16 protein-coding genes are annotated in these 18,514 nt (G+C 65.0%); 5 read left to right on the top strand and 11 right to left on the bottom strand.

The genetic code is table 11. The features are described from left to right. Positions 1-28: 28 nt before the first annotated feature. Positions 29-1,000 carry a LysR family transcriptional regulator gene (locus tag FHS78_RS16205; protein ID WP_343041998.1) on the top strand — a complete coding sequence of 324 codons (972 nt, stop codon included), beginning with the start codon at positions 29-31 and terminating at the stop codon, positions 998-1,000. A 9-nt stretch (positions 1,001-1,009) separates the two neighbouring features. Here FHS78_RS16205 and FHS78_RS16200 read toward each other — a convergent pair whose 3' ends face one another. From FHS78_RS16200 to FHS78_RS19475, 5 genes are all read right to left on the bottom strand, one after another. Beyond that, the gene (locus FHS78_RS16200) at positions 1,010-1,798 is read right to left on the bottom strand and encodes an ABC transporter ATP-binding protein (RefSeq protein ID WP_167095417.1); all 789 of its coding nucleotides are present in this window, start codon (positions 1,796-1,798) and stop codon (positions 1,010-1,012) included. Then, positions 1,795-2,805 (bottom strand): FecCD family ABC transporter permease, encoded by a 1,011-nt coding sequence (locus tag FHS78_RS16195; RefSeq protein WP_343041995.1) that lies wholly within the window; start codon positions 2,803-2,805, stop codon positions 1,795-1,797. Before FHS78_RS16195 ends, FHS78_RS16200 begins: the two co-directional genes overlap by 4 nt. Continuing rightward, positions 2,802-3,641, bottom strand: a complete 840-nt coding sequence (locus FHS78_RS16190) for an ABC transporter substrate-binding protein (RefSeq protein ID WP_343041997.1) — start codon at positions 3,639-3,641, stop codon at positions 2,802-2,804. The genes FHS78_RS16195 and FHS78_RS16190 overlap by 4 nt, the downstream gene beginning before the upstream one ends. A gap of 221 nt (positions 3,642-3,862) precedes the next feature. Further along, positions 3,863-4,831 carry a glycoside hydrolase family 113 protein gene (locus tag FHS78_RS16185; RefSeq protein WP_167095414.1) on the bottom strand — a complete coding sequence of 323 codons (969 nt, stop codon included), beginning with the start codon at positions 4,829-4,831 and terminating at the stop codon, positions 3,863-3,865. A gap of 124 nt (positions 4,832-4,955) precedes the next feature. Next, positions 4,956-5,384 (bottom strand): HU family DNA-binding protein, encoded by a 429-nt coding sequence (locus tag FHS78_RS19475; protein WP_167095413.1) that lies wholly within the window; start codon positions 5,382-5,384, stop codon positions 4,956-4,958. Between the two features lie 428 nt (positions 5,385-5,812). Between FHS78_RS19475 and FHS78_RS16175 the strand changes: the two genes are divergently transcribed. After that, positions 5,813-6,121, top strand: a complete 309-nt coding sequence (locus tag FHS78_RS16175; protein ID WP_167095412.1) for a dATP/dGTP pyrophosphohydrolase domain-containing protein — start codon at positions 5,813-5,815, stop codon at positions 6,119-6,121. A 263-nt stretch (positions 6,122-6,384) separates the two neighbouring features. On the opposite strand, the gene FHS78_RS16170 is transcribed toward FHS78_RS16175, so the two are convergent. The 3 genes from FHS78_RS16170 to FHS78_RS16160 form a co-directional block, all read right to left on the bottom strand. Next, positions 6,385-6,672: a GIY-YIG nuclease family protein gene (locus FHS78_RS16170; protein ID WP_167095411.1), complete on the bottom strand. Its 288-nt coding sequence runs from the start codon at positions 6,670-6,672 to the stop codon at positions 6,385-6,387. A 129-nt stretch (positions 6,673-6,801) separates the two neighbouring features. After that, positions 6,802-7,761 (bottom strand): ribonucleotide-diphosphate reductase subunit beta, encoded by a 960-nt coding sequence (locus FHS78_RS16165; RefSeq protein WP_167095410.1) that lies wholly within the window; start codon positions 7,759-7,761, stop codon positions 6,802-6,804. Between the two features lie 151 nt (positions 7,762-7,912). Next, positions 7,913-9,901 carry a ribonucleoside-diphosphate reductase subunit alpha gene (locus tag FHS78_RS16160; RefSeq protein WP_167095409.1) on the bottom strand — a complete coding sequence of 663 codons (1,989 nt, stop codon included), beginning with the start codon at positions 9,899-9,901 and terminating at the stop codon, positions 7,913-7,915. Positions 9,902-10,354: 453 nt separating this feature from the next. Between FHS78_RS16160 and pip the strand changes: the two genes are divergently transcribed. Continuing rightward, positions 10,355-11,323 (top strand): prolyl aminopeptidase, encoded by a 969-nt coding sequence (gene pip / locus FHS78_RS16155; protein ID WP_167095408.1) that lies wholly within the window; start codon positions 10,355-10,357, stop codon positions 11,321-11,323. A gap of 58 nt (positions 11,324-11,381) precedes the next feature. On the opposite strand, the gene FHS78_RS16150 is transcribed toward pip, so the two are convergent. After that, on the bottom strand, positions 11,382-12,941 hold the full coding sequence (locus FHS78_RS16150) for a choice-of-anchor I family protein (protein ID WP_205305342.1): 1,560 nt from the start codon (positions 12,939-12,941) through the stop codon (positions 11,382-11,384). Between the two features lie 156 nt (positions 12,942-13,097). Here FHS78_RS16150 and FHS78_RS16145 point away from each other — a divergent pair, with 156 nt between their 5' ends. Beyond that, a complete protein-coding gene (locus FHS78_RS16145) occupies positions 13,098-13,862 on the top strand; it encodes a type 1 glutamine amidotransferase (RefSeq protein ID WP_167095407.1) in 765 nt (254 codons plus the stop codon). 327 nt (positions 13,863-14,189) lie between these two features. Then, a complete protein-coding gene (locus tag FHS78_RS16140) occupies positions 14,190-15,296 on the top strand; it encodes an FUSC family protein (RefSeq protein ID WP_167095406.1) in 1,107 nt (368 codons plus the stop codon). 188 nt (positions 15,297-15,484) lie between these two features. Here the strand turns inward: FHS78_RS16140 and FHS78_RS16135 are convergent, their stop codons facing one another. Both FHS78_RS16135 and FHS78_RS16130 read right to left on the bottom strand, forming a co-directional pair. After that, on the bottom strand, positions 15,485-16,255 hold the full coding sequence (locus tag FHS78_RS16135) for an SDR family NAD(P)-dependent oxidoreductase (protein WP_167095405.1): 771 nt from the start codon (positions 16,253-16,255) through the stop codon (positions 15,485-15,487). A gap of 276 nt (positions 16,256-16,531) precedes the next feature. Further along, positions 16,532-18,382 carry a potassium/proton antiporter gene (locus FHS78_RS16130; RefSeq protein WP_167095404.1) on the bottom strand — a complete coding sequence of 617 codons (1,851 nt, stop codon included), beginning with the start codon at positions 18,380-18,382 and terminating at the stop codon, positions 16,532-16,534. Positions 18,383-18,514: the final 132 nt, after the last annotated feature.

The raw sequence follows: 18,514 nt of genomic DNA, 5'->3' as shown, positions 1-18,514 counted from the left end.
TCCGAGCTGGCCTCCTCTTCCAGCCCGTATGTTGAATCAGATCACGTCTGATTTGGGAATCCCAAACGATTCAAAACGATGGGAAAATGCTCTAGTTATTGGTCTCATGAATTTACGCAACATTGACCTGAACCTGCTTACGATCTTCGAGGCCATTATGGCCGAGAGAAGTATTACGCGGGCCGCCGCCAGGCTGAATATGACGCAGCCGGCCCTCTCGAACGCCTTGTCGAGATTGCGGGCGCTGGTCAATGACCCGCTTTTCGTTCGTCAGGGCAATGAAATAGCGCCAACCGCCCGAGCCCGCGCCATGGACGTTCCGGTTCGACAGGCGCTCAGACTGGCCCGGTACGCATTTCACGAACGCCACCCGTTCGATCCGGGGGAAATGATGCGCAAATTCAGCCTGTCTCTCGGCGACTTCGGAGAGACGCTCTACCTGCCCCGCATCATGCCGCGCCTGCGCTCGGAGGCCGCTGCGGCCAGTGTCGTGCTGAAACAACCGTCGGACGAAACCATCATTCCCGACCTGAAGAAGGAGCGCCTCGACCTCGCCTGGCTCGCCGTTCCGCCGGAAGACAGGTCCGTCTGCAATGAGGCGCTGCTGCATGACGAATTCGTCTGCATTACCGCCGCCGGGACGCGTGCGGAAGGAACGCTGGACGAGGCCGGGTTCTTCGATCTGTCGCATGCCCGCCTCGCGGCCCGGCATGCGCCCGGCTTCGTTGCGGAGCATACTTTCCGGCGGCAAAGGCGGGTTGCCGCGGAAGTGGATACGCTTCATGCCATGGCGTTTCTGGTCGCCAGTTCCGATCTCGCCGGATGCATGCCGCGCATGCTGGCCGAACGCTATGCGGCGCTGCTGGATCTTCGGTTGCATGAGATGCCGTTTGCCGTGCCGCCGGCCTTCGTGCATCAGGCGTGGCCCGCGGTGCATGACGAAGATCCGGCCCATATCTGGCTGCGGACCCTTATTCGCGAAGCAGTAACAAGGGGTTAGCCGTCTCCCCTATTCCGTGCGGGAGAGCGGGACGATGTATCGGGTCTCGCCTTCGCGGCCGGAAAAAACTTTTACCCGGTAGACGTCTTCGAGGTTTTCGTCGGTCAGCACGGTGTCGGGCGGGCCGGCGGCGCGGATTTTTCCCTCATGCAGCAGCACCAGACGGTCGCAGAAACGCGCGGCCAGCGACAGGTCGTGCAGCACGGCGACGACGATGCGGCCCGCGTTTTTGGCATAGTTTTCAAGGACTTCCATGATGCGGAGCTGGTGATAGGGGTCCAGCGAGGCGACCGGTTCGTCGACGAGGAGGAGCGGCGCTTCGACCGCCAGCGCGCGGGCGAGGAGGACGCGGGCGCGCTCGCCGCCGGACAGGCTCATGACGTCGCGGCCGCGATAGCGCGCGACATCGGCAAGCTCCATGGCGCGTTCGACAGCCTTTTCATCGGCTTCGCGCATTTTCCGGAAGGGTTCCAGATGCGGCAGGCGGCCCAGCGCGACGAGACGGGACACCTCTATCGGCCAGTGGCTCTCTGCGTTCTGGGCAAGATAGGCGAGCCTGCGGGCAAGATTGCGCACATGGTTGGGCGAGATTGAGTGAGAGAGCGGAATGCCATCCAGCAGAATGTCCCCCTCGAAGGGAATGAGGGAGGCGATGGCGCGGATAAGTGTCGTCTTGCCCGCCCCGTTCGGACCGACGAGACCGATGAATCCGGGACCGGGGATATCCAGCGACACATCGTGAATGATGCGCGCGCCGCCGAGCGAGGCATGGAGGTGGCGGAGGACAAGTTCCGTCATGCGGTGTCCCTCCTCATGCGCATGATGAGGAAGAGGAAGAAGGGCGCGCCCAGAAGCGAGGTGACGACGCCGAGCTTCGGCTCCGGCCCGCCGACCGGCAGGCGGACGATGATGTCGGCGGCGAGCACCAGCGCCGCGCCGCCCAGCGCGCTCGGCAGCAGCAGCCCGCCGGGCCGGTAGCCCACCAGAGGGCGCAGGAGATGCGGCACGACGAGACCGACGAAACCGATGACGCCGGTGACCGACACCGCCGCGCCGACGGCGAGCCCGGTGCCGATAATGGCGCGCGCCTTGACCGAGGTCTGGTTGAAGCCGAGCGTCGCCGCCGTGTCCTCGCCCAGCGTCAGCGCATCGAGCGCGCGGGCGGTGGAAGCGACGAGCGCCCAGCCGACGATCATGAAGGGCAGCACGAACCAGACCTGCGTCATGGAGCGGTCCGACAGCGAGCCCAGCATCCAGAAAACGATCTCCATGGCGGCATAGGGGCTCGGCGACAGGTTGAGCGCGAGCGAGGTGAGCGCGCCCGAGAAGGCCGTAATCGCCACGCCGCCCAGAATGAGCGTCACGATGGCGGCATGCCGCCCGACCAGCAGATAAAGCGTGACGAGCGCCAGCAGCGCGCCGGCCACGCCGCCAAGCTGCACCGCCATGGCCCCGCCGGCGGCAAGCCCGAAATAGAAAACCAGCACCGCGCCCAGCGCCGCGCCGGACGAGGCGCCGATAATGCCGGGTTCGGCCAGCGGATTGCGCAGGAGCCCCTGCAGGACGGCGCCGGTGAGCCCCAGCGTGGCCCCCACCAGCACGCCCAGCGCCGCGCGGGGCAGCCGCACCTGCTCCAGCACCAGCCAGGCCAGCGCCCGGTCGATTTTCGCGATCTCGGCGAATTTCGCCGGCAGGAGCTCAAAGCCGCGTCCGATCAGGACGGAGCCAGCGAAGAGGAGGACGACGAGCCCGAACAGACCGGCATTGATCGCCCAGTAGCGGCGGCTCGCGGTATCGTATTTCACGGCGCCTCTCCCTGCGCGAGCCGGTCGCGGGCGGCGGCCATGCGGTCGGCGATGCCGGCGATGTAATGCGAGCTGCAGCGCCATGCCTGTGAGGGCAGGCGGATTTCATGTGCGTGACGGGTCATATAGGCCTTCAATGCCGGGTGCCGCAGAACCGCGCCGGCCAGCGACGGCGCGTCGGGGCGGTAGACGCCGATGGCGACGAGATCGGGATGCATGGCGATCACTTCCGTCAGCTCGGGATAGACGATCCCCACCGCGTTTTCGCGCGTGACGACATTGCGGAACCCCGTCAGCGCCATGATGCGCCCCAAAATGGAGTTGGACGTCGAGGCGCCGCCCAGATCCTGATAGAGGAGTATGCCGGGCGCGTCCGGCGTCAGGGGACGGCGGTCGGCGGCCAGCGCGCGATCGAAGCGGGCGATCAGCGCCGCGCCCGCCTGTTCCCGCCCGATGGCGCCGGCCACGGTGCGAATATTGTCGCGTATATCGTTGAAGGTCGACGCATTCTTCACCTGCGCCACGGGAATGTTCAGCCGCTTCAGCATGTCGAGCACGAAGGGCGAGGTGAACTGATGCGCCAGCACCAGATCGGGCGCGAAGGGCAGAATGTCCTCGATGCGGCCGTCATTGGCGGGAATGTTTTCGACCAGGGAGGCGACGGGCGAATCCGCCGGGTCTTTCGACAGGCGATAGACGGATTTGACCGTGCCGGGCGCGGCGAGCGGGGCGAGCACAATATCCGAGCACAGATTGATGGAGACGATGCGTTGCGGCGCTTCCCCGGCTAGAGGCCCCTCGGAGCGAGCCTCCCCGGCGCGCGCATGGGACGCCACGAGCAAAAAACCCGCCGCAACACATGCGGACAGCCTTTTCCGCCGATTGTCGTTCCGTCCCGCCACGCGGCCCCTTTCGCCCGTTCCCTGAAAGCGCGCGAGTGTAGCCAGCCCTACCGCATGAAGGAAGGGCGGAGCGGGCGCCGGGGCCCGTCGTGAATCGACGCCGCATAGATTGCTTCGTCGCGTTCCGCGCCTCGCAATGACGTATCGAATGCGCCTTAGCGCAGGCGGGGCAGCACGTCCATGACGGGTTTCGGCTCGCGGTCCACGGTGAAGAGGCCCCATGCGCCCTCGGAGGGGTTGGGACCGTCCGTGCCCGGCGTCTCGTCATAGACGCGCCAGGGCGCATCGAAGGCGGCGAAACCGGCAAAGGCGCGTTTGCGCGTGGGCGGCATCTTCTCCTGAAGGGCCTTCCAGAAGGCGGCCTGGCGCGCGGGCGTGAAATTGCGCGCGGCGGGCTCGGTGGGCAGGCCCGTTTCCTTCACCAGGATGGGGCCGCAATAGACCTCCGCGAGCTGCGCCGTGACATCGACCACGAAATCGGCCCCGTTCGCCGCCGGGGCATCGCGGAACCAGGGCTCGAAGGCGGGATGCGCATTGGCCAGCAGGAAGTCGAGCTGTGCGAGAGCGGGTTTCGCCTCCGGTTTCAGCCACCAGGCGAAAGGCTCGGTCGCGCCCAACGGCAGAGAGGGCGCACGCTCGCGCACACGGTGGATGGCGCGGACGAGATCGTCCCACCCCGCGCGCTTGCCGAAGACAAGCTCATTGCCGAGCGAGAGGCCGACCACGAGATCCGGATGACGCTTCGCCGCGGCGAGCGCGCGGTCGATCTCCTCCTCATCCGTAATGTCCCAGACGCCGAGAATGACGGCGCGGTAGCCACTCTTCGCAGCGGCTTCGGGCACGCGGTCGAGCCCGTCCAGCGCGCCATAGGTGACGAGGCCGTCGAACCAGGGACGCAGCACGGCAAGGTCGTCGCGCAGGCTCTGCTCGTCCGGCGTCGCGGTGCCTTCCGCCCATATCTTGAGGCCGGTCGGCGAATAGGAGACGAAGCGGCCCTTTTCCATCGCGTTCCGCAGCGCATCGAGACGGGGCTGGACCGCCTCGCGCGTCGCACAGACGGGCGCCGCCGCCACGGCGTGAGGCAGCATCACAAGGAGCAGGACAAGGAAGCACAGAGAGCGCATGGGCCTGAGCGTAACCGCATATGAGGCGGCATCGTGGCATGGCCCTCGAAAGAAAACGCCCCGCCCGCGGAAAATCTCCGCCGACGGGGCGCCTGAAACTCGACTCGCCGTAAGGCGGGAGAGATCAGATCATTTCCTTCAGATCCTTGGCGACGCGGAACGCCACCTTCTTGGAGGCCTTGATCTTGATCGCTTCGCCCGTGGCCGGGTTGCGGCCCATGCGGGCGGCGCGCTTGCGCACCTGCAGGATGCCGAGGCCCGTCAGACGGATCTTGTTGCCCTTCTTCAGGTTCTTCTGCGTCATGTCGACGAAGTCCTGGAAGATCTCGTTCATCTGCTTCTTCGGCATGTCGTGCTTCTCGGCCAGTTCGGCGATGAGCTTGGACATGGGAATGGTGGGCGGCGTCGCGGGCTTCGCAGCCGTCGTCTTCGCGGCCGTGGAACGGGCCGCGGGCTTCCTGGCGGCGGCGGGCTTCTTCGCAGCGGCAGCGGCAGGCTTCTTCGCAGCCGGCTTCCGGGCGGCGGGTTTCTTCGCAGCGGGTCTCGTTGCCATGGTCTTGATCCTCATTGCTGTGTTCGTTCAGGCCGCCCGGCCGCATCTATTTTGTGAATGACGGGATGTCTTTCCGGGTCGAGCGTCGCCCGCGAAAGACAGGCATGAACGAAGCAGTTTTCCCCGGGACCGCATGAGGGATTTCCCTCTTTGATGATCGCGACAGGTCCCTCGTGCCGAATCACCCGATAAACACCCAATTATCAGTCATGAATCGCACTCCGCAATACGGGGAATGCGAGAAATGCCTGTCTGACAGGGGTTTTTCGCTCTTCAGGACGAGAAATCACCATGTGGAGGGCATTTTTCGCCCTGCAGCATGAAGGGGTTTGCACATTTCGCGGCGGGGCGTGAGGTCAGGTCATGCGTGCCGAGGGCGTATTCGCGCGCTACTCTTTCTCTTATCGACACAATTCGGGGAGAAGAGAATGAGCGGGGCGGCAAGGGAAACGCAGCAGAGCATTTGCGCATGGGCAGAGGAAACATTCGGTCCCGCAAAGGACGCGGCGACGCTCCATGCCCGGGCCCTGCCCGAGATGGAGGAACTCTCCGAGGCGCTGACGGCGGGCGACCGGCAAGAGATCGCCCATGAGCTGGCGGATATCGTCATCCTGCTCTATCGCGTCGCGCATGAAAGCGGAGTGGATCTGCATACAGCCATCGACGAGAAGATGGCGATCAACCGGGCGCGCCAGTGGGTCCCCGCAGGAGACGGCACGGGCAAGCATGTGAAATAGGAAGGCGGCATTTGCCGAAAGGTGGATTGGGTCCCGGCAACGAGTGCCGGGACGACACTGTGGTTTTGGTTTCCTCGGAAAAACAAATGAGGCTGTCATCCCGGGACTTGTTCCCGGGATCCACCGGCGCCGGGATGACACCTCATTTTTGGTTTTCCGCCTTGCCGCAATCATGCTCTCAACCGGTCGGGGCTGCAGATATCGGGCTCCACCTTTCGCCCAAAAAACAAATGTCATCCCGGCGAAAGCCGGGACCCATTAGCCTATCGATTCAGCGTGTCGTAGAGGTCGCCCCACTCAGGGTTGTTCTTCTCTATCAGTTGGACCTTCCATGACCGCTGCCACTCCTTCATCGCCTTTTCGCGCCGGATCGCGTCCTCGATCTCATCGAAGGCTTCTGCATAAACGAGCCGGTGAACGCGGTACTTTCGAGTAAATGCGGAGGCCGTCCCGTCGCGGTGCTCGCTCACACGGCGCGCCAGATCGTTGGTCACCCCGATATAGAGGGTGCCCCGTTTGCGGCTGGCGGGCATGTAAACAAAATAGGACATCGCTTCAGTCTAGTGCCAATGGGTCCCGGCTTTCGCCGGGATGACACCTCGTTTTGGGTTTTCCGCCTTGCCATAAACAAAATGCCCGGGCGCTGGCCCGGGCATTTTTCATTCGGCGATGAGGATCGCTCAGTCGAAGGCTTCTTCCCAGCTTCCTTGCGTGGAGGCCTTGGAGTATTCCGTCGCGCGGTTTTCGAAGAAGTTGGTGTGCTCGATGCCGTTCAGCATTTCGTCCATCCAGGGCAGCGGGTTTTTCTCCGTGCGGTAGATGGGCTGGAGGTGAAGCTGGGTCAGGCGGCGGTCCGCGATGTAGCGGATGTAGTGTTTCACCTGGTCCGCATCGAGGCCTTCCACGCCGCCCATTTCGAAGGCGAGGTCGATGAAGGCGTCTTCATGGTCGATGATGGTCTCGCAGGCCTTGTAGATGTCCCGCTGCAGCTCGTCGGTCCAGATTTCCGGGTTCTCCTCCACGAAGACGCGGAAGAGCTTCATGGCGGAGAGCGTGTGCAGCGTCTCGTCGCGGGCGGACCATGTCACGATCTGGCCCATGCCCTTCATCTTGTTGAAGCGCGGGAAGTTCATCAGGATGGCGAAGGAGGCGAAGAGCTGCACCCCTTCCGTGAAGCCGCCGAAGACCGCCAGCGTCTTGGCGATGTCTTCCTTGGTCTCCACGCCCCATTCCTGCATGTAGTCGAACTTGTTCTTCATCTGCTCGTATTTCAGGAAGGCTTCGTATTCGGCCTCGGGCATGCCGATCGTGTCGAGCAGATGGCTGTAGGCGGAGATGTGGACCGTCTCGATGTTGGAGAAGGCGGCCAGCATCATCTGCACTTCCGTGGGTTTGAAGACCCGCGAGTAGTGCTTCATGTAGCAATTGTTCACTTCCACATCCGCCTGCACGAAGAAGCGGAAGATCTGGGTGAGCAGGTTGCGCTCGCCTTCGGTGAGGTTCTTCGACCAGTCCTTCACGTCGTCGGCCAGCGGCACTTCCTCCGGCAGCCAGTGAATGCGCTGCTGGGTGAGCCAGGCATCATAGGCCCAGGGATAGCGGAAGGGCTTGTAGACGTGACGTTCTTCGAGAAGGGACATGGGTCTGTTTCCCGGTTGGGGTTCTAGCGTCATCAGTCGACTTGTCATCCCGGCCCCTCTTTGCATGTGAAGGTGGCGGGGATCCAGGGGTCGCAGGCTCGGTGCCCCGTCGCCCCTGGGCCCCGGGACAAGCCCGGGGTGACACCGAGTGTCACTGACAGGCGAGGCACTCGTCGTAGTCGTTCTGCTCGGCCGGGTTCGGGCGGCGCGCTTCGGCGGCGACGTCTTCCAGCGACTTCACTTCCATCTTGGCGACCGGGGCGAGCGCGCTGGCCGCGGGCTTTTCGGCGCGTTCGGCGCGCTGGATGGAGAGCGAGCGGCAGTAATAGAGGCTCTTCACGCCCTTCTTCCAGGCCTGCAGGTGAAGCTGGTGCAGCTCGCGCTTGTGCACATCCGCCGGCAGGAAGAGGTTGATGGACTGCGCCTGATCGACCTTGGCCGCGCGGTCGCCCGCATGCTCGATCACCCAGCGCTGGTCGAGTTCGAAGGCGGTCTTGAAGACGTCCTTTTCCTCATCGGTCAGGAAGTCGAGTTCCACGACCGAGCCGCCATTGGTGACGATGGAGGACCAGGTTTCGTCGTCGTTGCGGCCCTTGGATTCCAGGAGCTTGGTCAGGTGACGGTTGCGGACATTGAAGGAGCCCGACAGCGTCTTGTGCGTGAAGCTGTTCGCCGCGATGGGCTCGATGCCCGGCGAGGTACCACCGCAGATGATGGAGATGGAGGCCGTGGGCGCGATGGCCGTCTTGTTGGAGAAGCGTTCCATCATGCCGTAATCGGCCGCATCCGGGCAGGGACCGCGCTCTTCCGCCAGCGTGCGGGATGCGGCGTTCACGCCCTGATTGATGTGGTCGAACATCTTGTTGTTCCAGACCTTCGCCATCACGCCCTCGAAGGGGATCATGTTGGCCTGAAGGAAGGAGTGGAAGCCCATCACGCCGAGGCCGACGGAGCGCTCGCGCGCGGCGGCGTATTTGGCCTTGGCCATCTCATCCGGCGCGCGGTCGATGAAGTCCTGCAGCACATTGTCGAGGAAGCGCATGACATCCTCGATGAAGAGCTCATTGTCCTGCCACTCGAAGAAGGTTTCGAGGTTGAGCGAGGACAGGCAGCAGACGGCGGTGCGGTCGTTGCCGAGGTGGTCGCGGCCCGTGGGCAGCGTGATCTCGGCGCAGAGATTGGAGGTCTTTACCTCAAGCCCGGCGAGCTTGTGATGCTCGGGGCGGGCATTGTTCACCGTGTCCTTGTAGATGACATAGGGCTCGCCGGTTTCGATGCGCGCCGTCAGCAGGCGGATCCAGAGCGAGCGGGCGGAGACGGTCTTCTGGACCGTGCCGTCCTTGGGGCTCAGCAGCGACCACTGGCCGTCGGCCTCGACCGCGCGCATGAAGGCATCCGAGACGAGCACGCCGTGATGCAGGTTCAGCGCCTTGCGGTTCGGGTCGCCGCCGGTGGGGCGGCGGATCTCGATGAATTCCTCGATTTCCGGATGGTCGATCGGCAGATAGACCGCCGCCGAGCCGCGCCGGAGCGAGCCCTGGCTGATGGCGAGCGTCAGCGAATCCATCACGCGGATGAAGGGAATGATGCCGCTCGTCTTGCCGACGCCGCCGACCGTCTCGCCGATGGAGCGCAGATTGCCCCAATAGGAGCCGATGCCGCCGCCCTTGGCCGCGAGCCAGACATTCTCGTTCCACAGGCCGACAATGCCGTTGAGATTGTCGGTCGCTTCGTTCAGGAAGCAGGAGATGGGCAGGCCGCGCTGCGTGCCGCCATTCGACAGGACGGGCGTCGCGGGCATGAACCAGAGGCGCGAGATGTAATCGTAAAGACGCTGGGCGTGCTCGGCGTCGTCGCCGTAATAGGAGGCGACGCGGGCGAAGAGATCCTGGAAGCTCTCGCCCGGCATCAGATAGCGGTCCTTCAGCGTCGCCTTGCCGAAATCGGTCAGCAGCGCATCGCGGCTGTAATCGACCTTCACGCGGTGCTTGGGGCCCACCTGCACGGCCTGGTCGTCGTCGCCGAAAGGCATTTCCGGCTCGGCCGTGCGCGCCATGTCGCCGCGCGGACGCACCCGGCTGCGCTCGACAGCGCCCTCGCCGGTTACGATGGCGGAAAGACGGGCCTCAATCTCACTCATATCGATCGCCTTACTCGTGTCGTTCAGCATGTCATCCCCCGATTCGACCTGCCCACCGCCGCGTGTAACAGGCAAAGAGTGACCGATCCGGCGCCCGCATGACGGTCGCCATTCCTCTGCCCGGAACGGGCAGATAACGCTGTGAATTCGGTGTTTACGCCGCCGCCTGCGAACCCCCTTGGCGATCCCCGATTTGGCGTCGGCGCGTCCAGATATAGTAGCTGCTTCGCTCCAAGATGCAATCGCTTGTGGAGGGGTCGAGTCGAATTTTTAGTTAATCGATTCCCCAATCCACGTGACGGGGACGATAAAATTTCGTGACAGCAAAGGCTTAGCCCTCCGCGACGGCATGCAGATTTTTTCAGGGGGGCCGAGATTGACGGCGGGCATCGGCGCGCGCCTAACTGTCCGCTATATATAGTGTCCCGCCTCGCCCCCCCGGAGAGTATCGAAATGCCCGACATGACCGCCGACCGCCGCACGCTCTACCCCGAAATCGAGCCCTACAACACAGGCATGCTGGAGGTTTCCGAGCTTCACACGATCTATTTCGAGGAATGCGGGAACCCGGACGGCAAGCCGGTCGTCATCGTGCATGGGGGGCCGGGCGGCGGCTCGAACCCGACCATGCGGCGCACGCATGATCCGGAGGCCTATCGCATCGTCCTCTTCGACCAGCGCGGCTGCGGGAAATCGACGCCGCATGCGGAACTCACCGACAACACGACCTGGGATCTCGTCGCCGATATGGAGCGGCTGCGCGAGCATCTCGGCATCGAGAAATGGCAGCTCTGCGGCGGGTCGTGGGGCTCGACGCTGTCGCTCGCCTATGCCGAAACCCATCCGGACCGCGTGACCGAGATCATCCTGCGCGGCATCTTCACGCTGCGGGAGCGGGAACTGCACTGGTTCTACCAGCAGGGGACGGACGCGCTCTTTCCCGATGCGTGGGAGGAATTCATCGCGCCGATCCCGGAAGCGGAGCGCGGCAACCTGATGGCCGCCTATTACAAGCGGCTGACGGGCGAGAACGAGGCGGAGAAGATCGCCTGCGCCAAGGCCTGGAGCATCTGGGAGGGGACGACGCTTTCCCTCATGTCCGACCCGGAGCGGGTGAAGCGCTTCGCGGACGGGCATTTCGCCCTCGCCTTTGCGCGGATCGAATGCCATTTCTTCATGAATCGGGGCTTCTTCGAGCCGCAGGACCAGCTCATGCGCGATGCGGGCAAGCTGAACGGCATTCCCGGCGTCATCGCGCAGGGCCGCTACGATGTAGTGACGCCGATGTTCACCGCCTGGGAGCTTTCCAAGGCGTGGGAGACGAGCGAACTCCATATCGTGCCGGATGCGGGCCATACGGCGACGGAGCCCGGCATCGTGGATGTGATGGTGCGCGCCAGCGACCGCTTCGCGACGGCCTGAAACGCATCAGGGCCGGCGTGAACCGGCCCTGACCGAAAGCGGCTGTCCCGCGCGCCGGTTATTTCTTCGGCTTCAGGCTGTAGATCGTGGTGGAGCCGGACACTTCAAAGCCGACGGCCAGCAGCGGCTCGCCATTGGGCGAACTCGCCGCCGGGATGAAGGCCATGCCTTCCGGCCCGACATCGCCCGCGGCCTTGCCCGCCTCGGGCTCCACCTTGAAATTGCGCGTGTTCACATAGCCGGCGAAACGCGGCCGGGCCGGGTCGGACACGTCATAGGCCATGATGCCGCCGATGCGCTCCAGACCGATAAAGGCATAGGTCACGCCATCGACCTCGCCCACCGCGACGCCTTCGGGCTCGGGGCCCTTGTCGTCGGAACGGCCATCGGGCTTGTTCTCGTCATTGTCGTTGTTGAACTGGCCCGGCAGCGCCCGGGCGGTCCGGCGTTCCAGATCGTCGCCGGAATCGAAGATCATCGTGCCGTCGGCATCCAGGATCGAGAAGGAACGCCCGCCAAAGGCGTAGAGCTTCTCATATTTGCCGTCGCCGTTTTCGTCGCCCATGGTCGTGGTGACCTTGAGGCGGCCGAGCTGCGCGTCGTTCTGCAGGTTCTTCTCCGGCGGGAAGACCGTGGGGTCGAGGTCGAGCTTCTTCACCCGGGTTTCTTCGGAAAACCCGTCATAGTCGCGCGCATCGCCCTCATTCGCGATCACGAGATAGGTCTTGCCGTCCGCCTCGAAGGCCGCGATGGAATCCGGCTGGTACATGCCCCAGACCGGCCAGGGCTGAATGCGCACGCCGCCATCCTTGTTGGAGGGATCGAGCGCGCTTTTCGACCAGTCCTTGTAGCCCAGGCCGACCATTTTCTTCACGATGGCGGAGGGAATGTCGAGGATGGCGATACCGTTGTTTTCCTGGAGCGTGACCCAGGCCGTCCGGCCGTCCTTCGACACCGCGATATATTCCGGCTCCATATCCTGCGAGACCGTGGCGCCCGGCTTGGCGATGCGAAGACCCTTGGGCAGCGGCTTGCCGTCGAACGCCTCGAAGCCCGCGGTCTTCACCGTCGCGTTTTCCACGCCGCCCGTCAGATCGACGACCGAGACGGAGCCGACGGGATCGACGGTGTAGGCGTCGTTCGGCTCGCCCTCATTGGCGACGAGCGCATATTTTCCGTCGGGCGTGAAGGTGACCATATCGGGATTGGCGCCCACATCGACGGCGTTCAGGAGCTTGCCCTGCGCATCGAAGAAACCGAGCTTGCCATTGGCCGTTTTCGGATCGGCGGAGATCGCGACGGCGATGAGGCCGTCATGCACGGCGACGGAGGTGCCCTGCTTGCCGAGCGCGGCGGCGTCGAGCTTGCCCGCTTCCTTCAGCCTGGACGGGTCGGAGATGTCCAGAATATCGACGGTCTTCGCATCCGCATTGACCACATAAAGGCGTTGCGCCGTGGCGTCATAGGTGACGATCTCGGAAGCGCCTTCATCGAAAATGCCGGTGGCATGGGTGCCCAGAGGCTCCATGACCAGTTCGGCGGCCATCGCGGCCGCGGAAAGCGCGGTGGTGGCCATCAGCGCTCCGGCGAGCGCGGCGGTAAGCGAGCGGATATTCACGGTCCATTTCCCCATGTCAGGGTCGCAAAGGGCGCATCGGGCGCATGCGACGGAATGGGAGGGAAATTGCCCGGAATGCGTATCAGTTTCGTGACAGGCTGCGCGGAATCGACGGGTCTGGTCTTTTCCGCGCGACTGGGCTGAAATGAACGGCCCATGCATATTCTCTATCTCGTGAATGCGAAGGATTCCGGCCCCGGCGTGCTGCTCGACGAAGCCTCGCGGCAAGGGGCGGATGCGACGCTCATCCTCACCACCGACAAGCTGGACATGGCGAGCGGCGCGCGGCGCGACGTGCCGGAGACGCCGGACGGGTTCGACGCGGTCGTCGTGCTGGGCGGCGCGATGGGCGTTTACGAGGACGCGCAATATCCCTTCATGGAAAAGACGCGGGCGCTGCTACGCCGTTTCCATGAGGCGAAGAAGCCGGCGATGGGGGTGTGCCTCGGGGCGCAGCTCGTCGCCAGCGCTTTCGGCGCACCCGTCTACAAGATGAAAGAGAAGCTCGAACGGCGCGAGGAATGGGGGTTCCTGCCGCAGACATGGCTGCCGGACGCCGCGGGCGATCCGCTGCTTTGCGACGCCGAGCCCGAACTCCGCCTGATGCAGTGGCATGGCGACACTTTCGACATGCCCGGCGATTTGCCCGGCGACCTGCCGGGAGGCGTCGTGCCGCTTTCGACGCGGGCGGGGTGTCCGAGCCAGTCCTTCCGGATCGGCGCGCTGACCTATGCCTTCCAGTTCCATCTGGAAGTGACGCGGGAGATACTCGACGGCTGGTCCGGGTTCCGCGCCAAAGAGCTGGGCTGCGCCAAGGCCGAGATCGAGGCGCTGATCGAACCGCAGATCGAGGCGTCGCTCGCGGCGCAGGAAATTTTCGCCCGCCGCGCGATGCGGCGCTGGATGGCGCTTGGAGGGTAAGACCTCCACCTCCCTGTCAGCCCTGGGGCCCGGCCACCTTCACATGCCAGGAGGGCCCGGGATGACAGCATGCCTTGTGGATGATGCAGCCGGACAAACAAGTGTCGCCCCGGCACTTGTTGCCGGGGCCCACTCGCAATAGCCGCTTGCCGCAACCGCCAATGGGTCCCGGCTTTCGCCGGGATGACACCGAGGGTTGGAAAAAAGTCTGCACGGCCAATCAAACCCTGTCACCCCGGCCAGTCCCTGCATTTCAAATGTAGCCGGGGTGACAGTTGGAGTATGGTCAGGACATGAAGTGGACGAGCGCCAAGAAAGCATGAGGCGATGAGGCTCAAGGCGATAAAGACGGGGCTTCGCAACGCCCTGCCCCTGCTCTACCGGTTCAACCCGGCGGGACTTCGCTTTGCACTGCGGGTGGTGATCGCCGCGCTCATCGCCTATGGGCTTGCCCGGCTTCTGGCGCTTCCCTTCGGCTATTGGACCGTCATCACCGCCGTCATCGTCATGCAGGGCAATATCGGCGGTTCGCTGAAGGCGGCGCGGGAACGCTTCATCGGGACGGCGCTGGGCGCCGGGCTCGGCTTTCTCGTCACGCTCATTCCGGTGGGGCCGGATTACCAATGGGTACGGCTGGCGCTTGCCATCGGCGCATCGGCCTATGTGGTGAGCCTGGATGCGCGCTTTCGCGTGGCGCCCATCACCGCGATCATCACACTCATCGTGCCGCAGCCCGGCGTCTCGGCGCTGGCCGCCGCGCTCGACCGCGTCGTCGAAATCCTGATCGGCGGGGCCATCGGCGTTCTCGTGGCGCTGACCGTGCTGCCGGAACGGGCGCACCGGTCATTGGTGAAGCGCATCGCGGCGCTGCTACGCCAGCTTTCCGGCATGCTCGCCATCGACATGAAGGGGCTGCATGAGCCGCGCGACGACGCCGCGCTGAGCGAACTCATCGAGACGAGCCGGGATCTCATCAAGACATCCGTCACGCTGGCGGAGGAAAGCTCCGGCGAGCGGGCGGCGCGGCTGACCGGCGGCACCGCGCCCGACGCGCTGGTGCGCACGGCGCGGCGCGTGCGGGTGAACCTCATCATGATCGCGCGGGCGACGCGCGAGCCCTGGCCGCCGGAAGCCGACCGGCAGCTCGGCGCGATCTTCGACAATCTGGGCCGGAGCGTCGCCGCCCATCTGAGCGCGCAGGCCGATGCGCTGGAAGCCGGCCGCGCCATTGCGCCCGCCGATGGCTGGGAAGAGAGCTTCCAGCGCTTCGAGGAGGGGATGGCCGCTTTCCGCGCGAACAAGGAGAACGATGCGCTGCCGACCGAACTCATGTCGCGCATCTTCTCGCTCGCCTTCGCCGTGCGGCAGGTCAAGGCCGACCTCGCCGATCTCGACGACCGGATCGGCGAATTCGCCGGGACGCCGCGCGGGTAGTCGATGCACGGCGTTGGATGCGCTTGCCGAGTAACCTTCCCTCTTTTGTCACCCCGGGCTACGTCCCGGGGTCCAGAGCCGCATATTCCGCATTTGCGGCCCCTGGATCCCGGCACAGGGCCGGGATGACAGTTTAGGTGAGATCAGAAGTTGACGCGGGTGGTCACTTTCTTGCGATCTTACCCGCGTCAGAAGTTGACGCGGGTGGTCATGGCACCGTCGACCACCATGTTGATGCCGGTGGTGAAGGAGGACATGGGGCTCGACAGGAAGACGGCGGCGTTCGCGATGTCCTGCGGCGTCGCCATGCGGCCCGTGGGGTTGCCGGCCATGGCATCCTTGAAGACGTCGGGCATGTGCTGCTCGATCATGTCCCAGACACCGCCCTTGAAATAGACGGTGCCGGGCGAGACCGTGTTCACGCGCACATGCTTTGCCGCATTGGCCTTGGCAAGCCCCTTCGCCAGATGGATCTGCGAGGCCTTCAGCGCGCCATAGGCATTGCCGCCGCGCGTCTCCGCCGCGGAGATGGACGAGATGAAGATGGCCGACGCATCGCCGTTCTTTTCCGCCGCCTTTTCAAGGAAGGGGGCCGCCGCCTCGAAGGCGTGCACCGCGCCCATGACGTCGATCTCGAAACATTTGCGCCAGCTTTCCTCGTCCATGCCGTTGGCGAGCGCGGAGGCGTTGGCGATCAGGATATCGAGACCGCCCATGTCATTGGCTGCCTTTTCGATCCAGGCCCTGAGGCCCGCGCCGTCGGCGATGTCGGCGACGCCGCCCCAGGCATTCACGCCCTTGGCCTTGAGCGCGGCGACGGCCTCGTCCACCTGATCCCGATTGCGGGCACAGAGCGCGATGTCGGCGCCTTCGGCGGCCAGCGTTTCCGCGATGGCGCGGCCGATACCGCGCGTGCCGCCCGTGACGATGGCTTTCTTGCCCTTGAGTTGCAGATCCATTTCAGCCTCCCTGAACGATTGTTTTGGTGGCGGCACCTTAGACCGAGCGGGGCGGGAAGAGAAATGGCGGGGTTGGTTTCGTGCTTCGGGGGCCTTTGGGGGCCTCGTCCTTCGAGACGGGCCTTCGGCCCTCCTCAGGATGAGGCGCGGGGGTGGAGGCGAATCTCTGCCCCTGAACCGTCATTGCGAGCGCCCGACAGGGCGCGCGGCAATCCAGAGCGGCCGGCTCAGTGCTGGATTGCTTCGTCGCTCCGCTCCTCGCAATGACGCAGGAAATCAGGTTCCGCCGCCATCGACGAAGAAGGTGTCGCGGATCGATTGCCAGGTTTCCTGCCAGCGCAGGCGCAGGCGGGAGAGAAGCGTTGCCGGCAGGGCCGGTTCGAGATCGACGCCGAGGCGCGTGACGCGCTCTCCCTCCACGGCGAGCACGACGAGTTCCACCGATCCGAGCGCGAGCTTTGCGCCCGACGCCAGGCTCTTGTCGCCCAGACGCGAGCGCATGAGATCGGCGATCGAATGCTCGGCCTCATGCGGCGTGAGGCCGAAGCCGTAAAGTTCGGCCACCTGCGCCGCGTCGGCTTCCGGGTCGAGTTCGAAATCGATGGTCACGGGATCGGAGGCCTCGCGGCGCAGCCGCCGCGCGCCGAACAGGCGGTCGAACTGCGCCGTCTTGCCGCCCGAGGCGAGCAGCAGCACGAAATCGTCGGGCTTGAGGCCGTCGGCGGGAAGGCCCTGATGCACGGCGCCCTCGCGCATGACGGAAATGATTTCGGTATCGGCGGGCAGCGGCACGCGGCGCATGGGGCGGCGGGCGACAAGGCTCATCGGGTCGACCGTATAGGCCAGCACGGCACGGCCCGCCTGCATGGGCAGGTCGAGTTCGGCGCGGGAGCGGGCATGCGGGCGCGGCGGCAGTTCGACGCCGGTGAGCCGCGCGACGACGCCGATGGTCCAGCCCTGCACGACGAGCGAGGTCAGGACGACGATGAAGACGACGCCGAATATTTCATGCGCGAAGGGAACGCTTTCCAGCACCGGGATCGTGCCGAGAAAGATGGGCACCACGCCGCGCAGGCCCACCCAGGAGACGAAGCCGAGTTCGCGCCGGGTGTAGCCGAAGGGGCCGAGGCAGAGCAGCGTCGCCACGGGACGGGCGACGAGAATGAGCATGGCGGAGATCGCCAGCGAGGGCAGCAGAATCGGCATCAGGTCGGTGGGGGTGACCAGGAGGCCCATCATCAGGAACATGACGATCTGGGAGAGCCAGGCGAGACCGTCGGAAAAGCGGCTGATCTCGTTGGTGGCGCGGTGCGGCGCATTGCCCAGCGTGAAGCCGACCAGAAAGATCGCCAGAAAGCCGCTCGCGCCGAGGCTCTGCGCGGCGCCGAAGACGACGAGGCCCAGCGCGACCGCCAGAATGGGGTAAAGCCCGGGCGAGAGGTTCAGCCGGTTGACCGCACGGCGCACCAGCGCGCCGCCGACGACGCCGAACACCACGCCGCCCGCGAACTGCCAGACGAAGTCGAGGCCGAGATCGAGCGCGAGGTCGAGCCCTTGCGCCTGCCAGTCCGCCCCGGTCGCGGCGACACCGCCCGCCGACAGGACCGCGACGAAGGCGAGCGTCAGGAAAATCGCCATCGGGTCGTTGAGGCCCGATTCCACTTCCAGCGTGGCGGCAACGCGCGGGCGCAGGCGCAGGCCCTTCAGATGGAGCAGGAAGAACACCGCCGCCGCATCGGTGGAGCCGACGATGGCGCCGATCAGCAGCGCGGTCGGCCAACCCGTATCGAAGACCAGCCAGGCGGTGGCGCCGGTGATCCCCGCGGTGACGACGACGCCCAGCGTGGCCAGCACCACCGAGACCGAAAAGGCGCGCGACAGCGCCTCGCGCGTGGTCCGGAGCCCGCCGTCGAACAGGATGAGCGCAAGGCCGATGGAACCCGCCAGATAGGCGAGCGAAAAATCGTCGAAGCGGATGCCGCCCAGCCCGTCCTCGCCCGCCAGCATGCCCAGCGCCAGAAAGACGAGCAGCAGCGGCGCGCCGACCCGCGAAGAGGCCACCCCTGCGAAAATCGCGAAAGTGACCATGGCGCCGGCGACGAGGATGAACTCATTGGCAAATTGCATTCAGGGGCTGTCTCCGGACGGCGCGGGAGGTGGCACGGGATTTCGTCTGCCGGAACGCCCGATCGCGGCCCCGGCGGGACGCTACGGGAAGTTGGCGACAAAAAGTCAGTATCGCCTATAATTCGGGCAAGA

Source organism: Parvibaculum indicum, assembly GCF_011762095.1.
In the GTDB taxonomy this organism is placed as follows: domain Bacteria; phylum Pseudomonadota; class Alphaproteobacteria; order Parvibaculales; family Parvibaculaceae; genus Parvibaculum; species Parvibaculum indicum.
The sequence above is the reverse complement of the archived record's forward strand: the minus strand, read 5'-3'. Positions and strand labels throughout refer to the sequence as shown.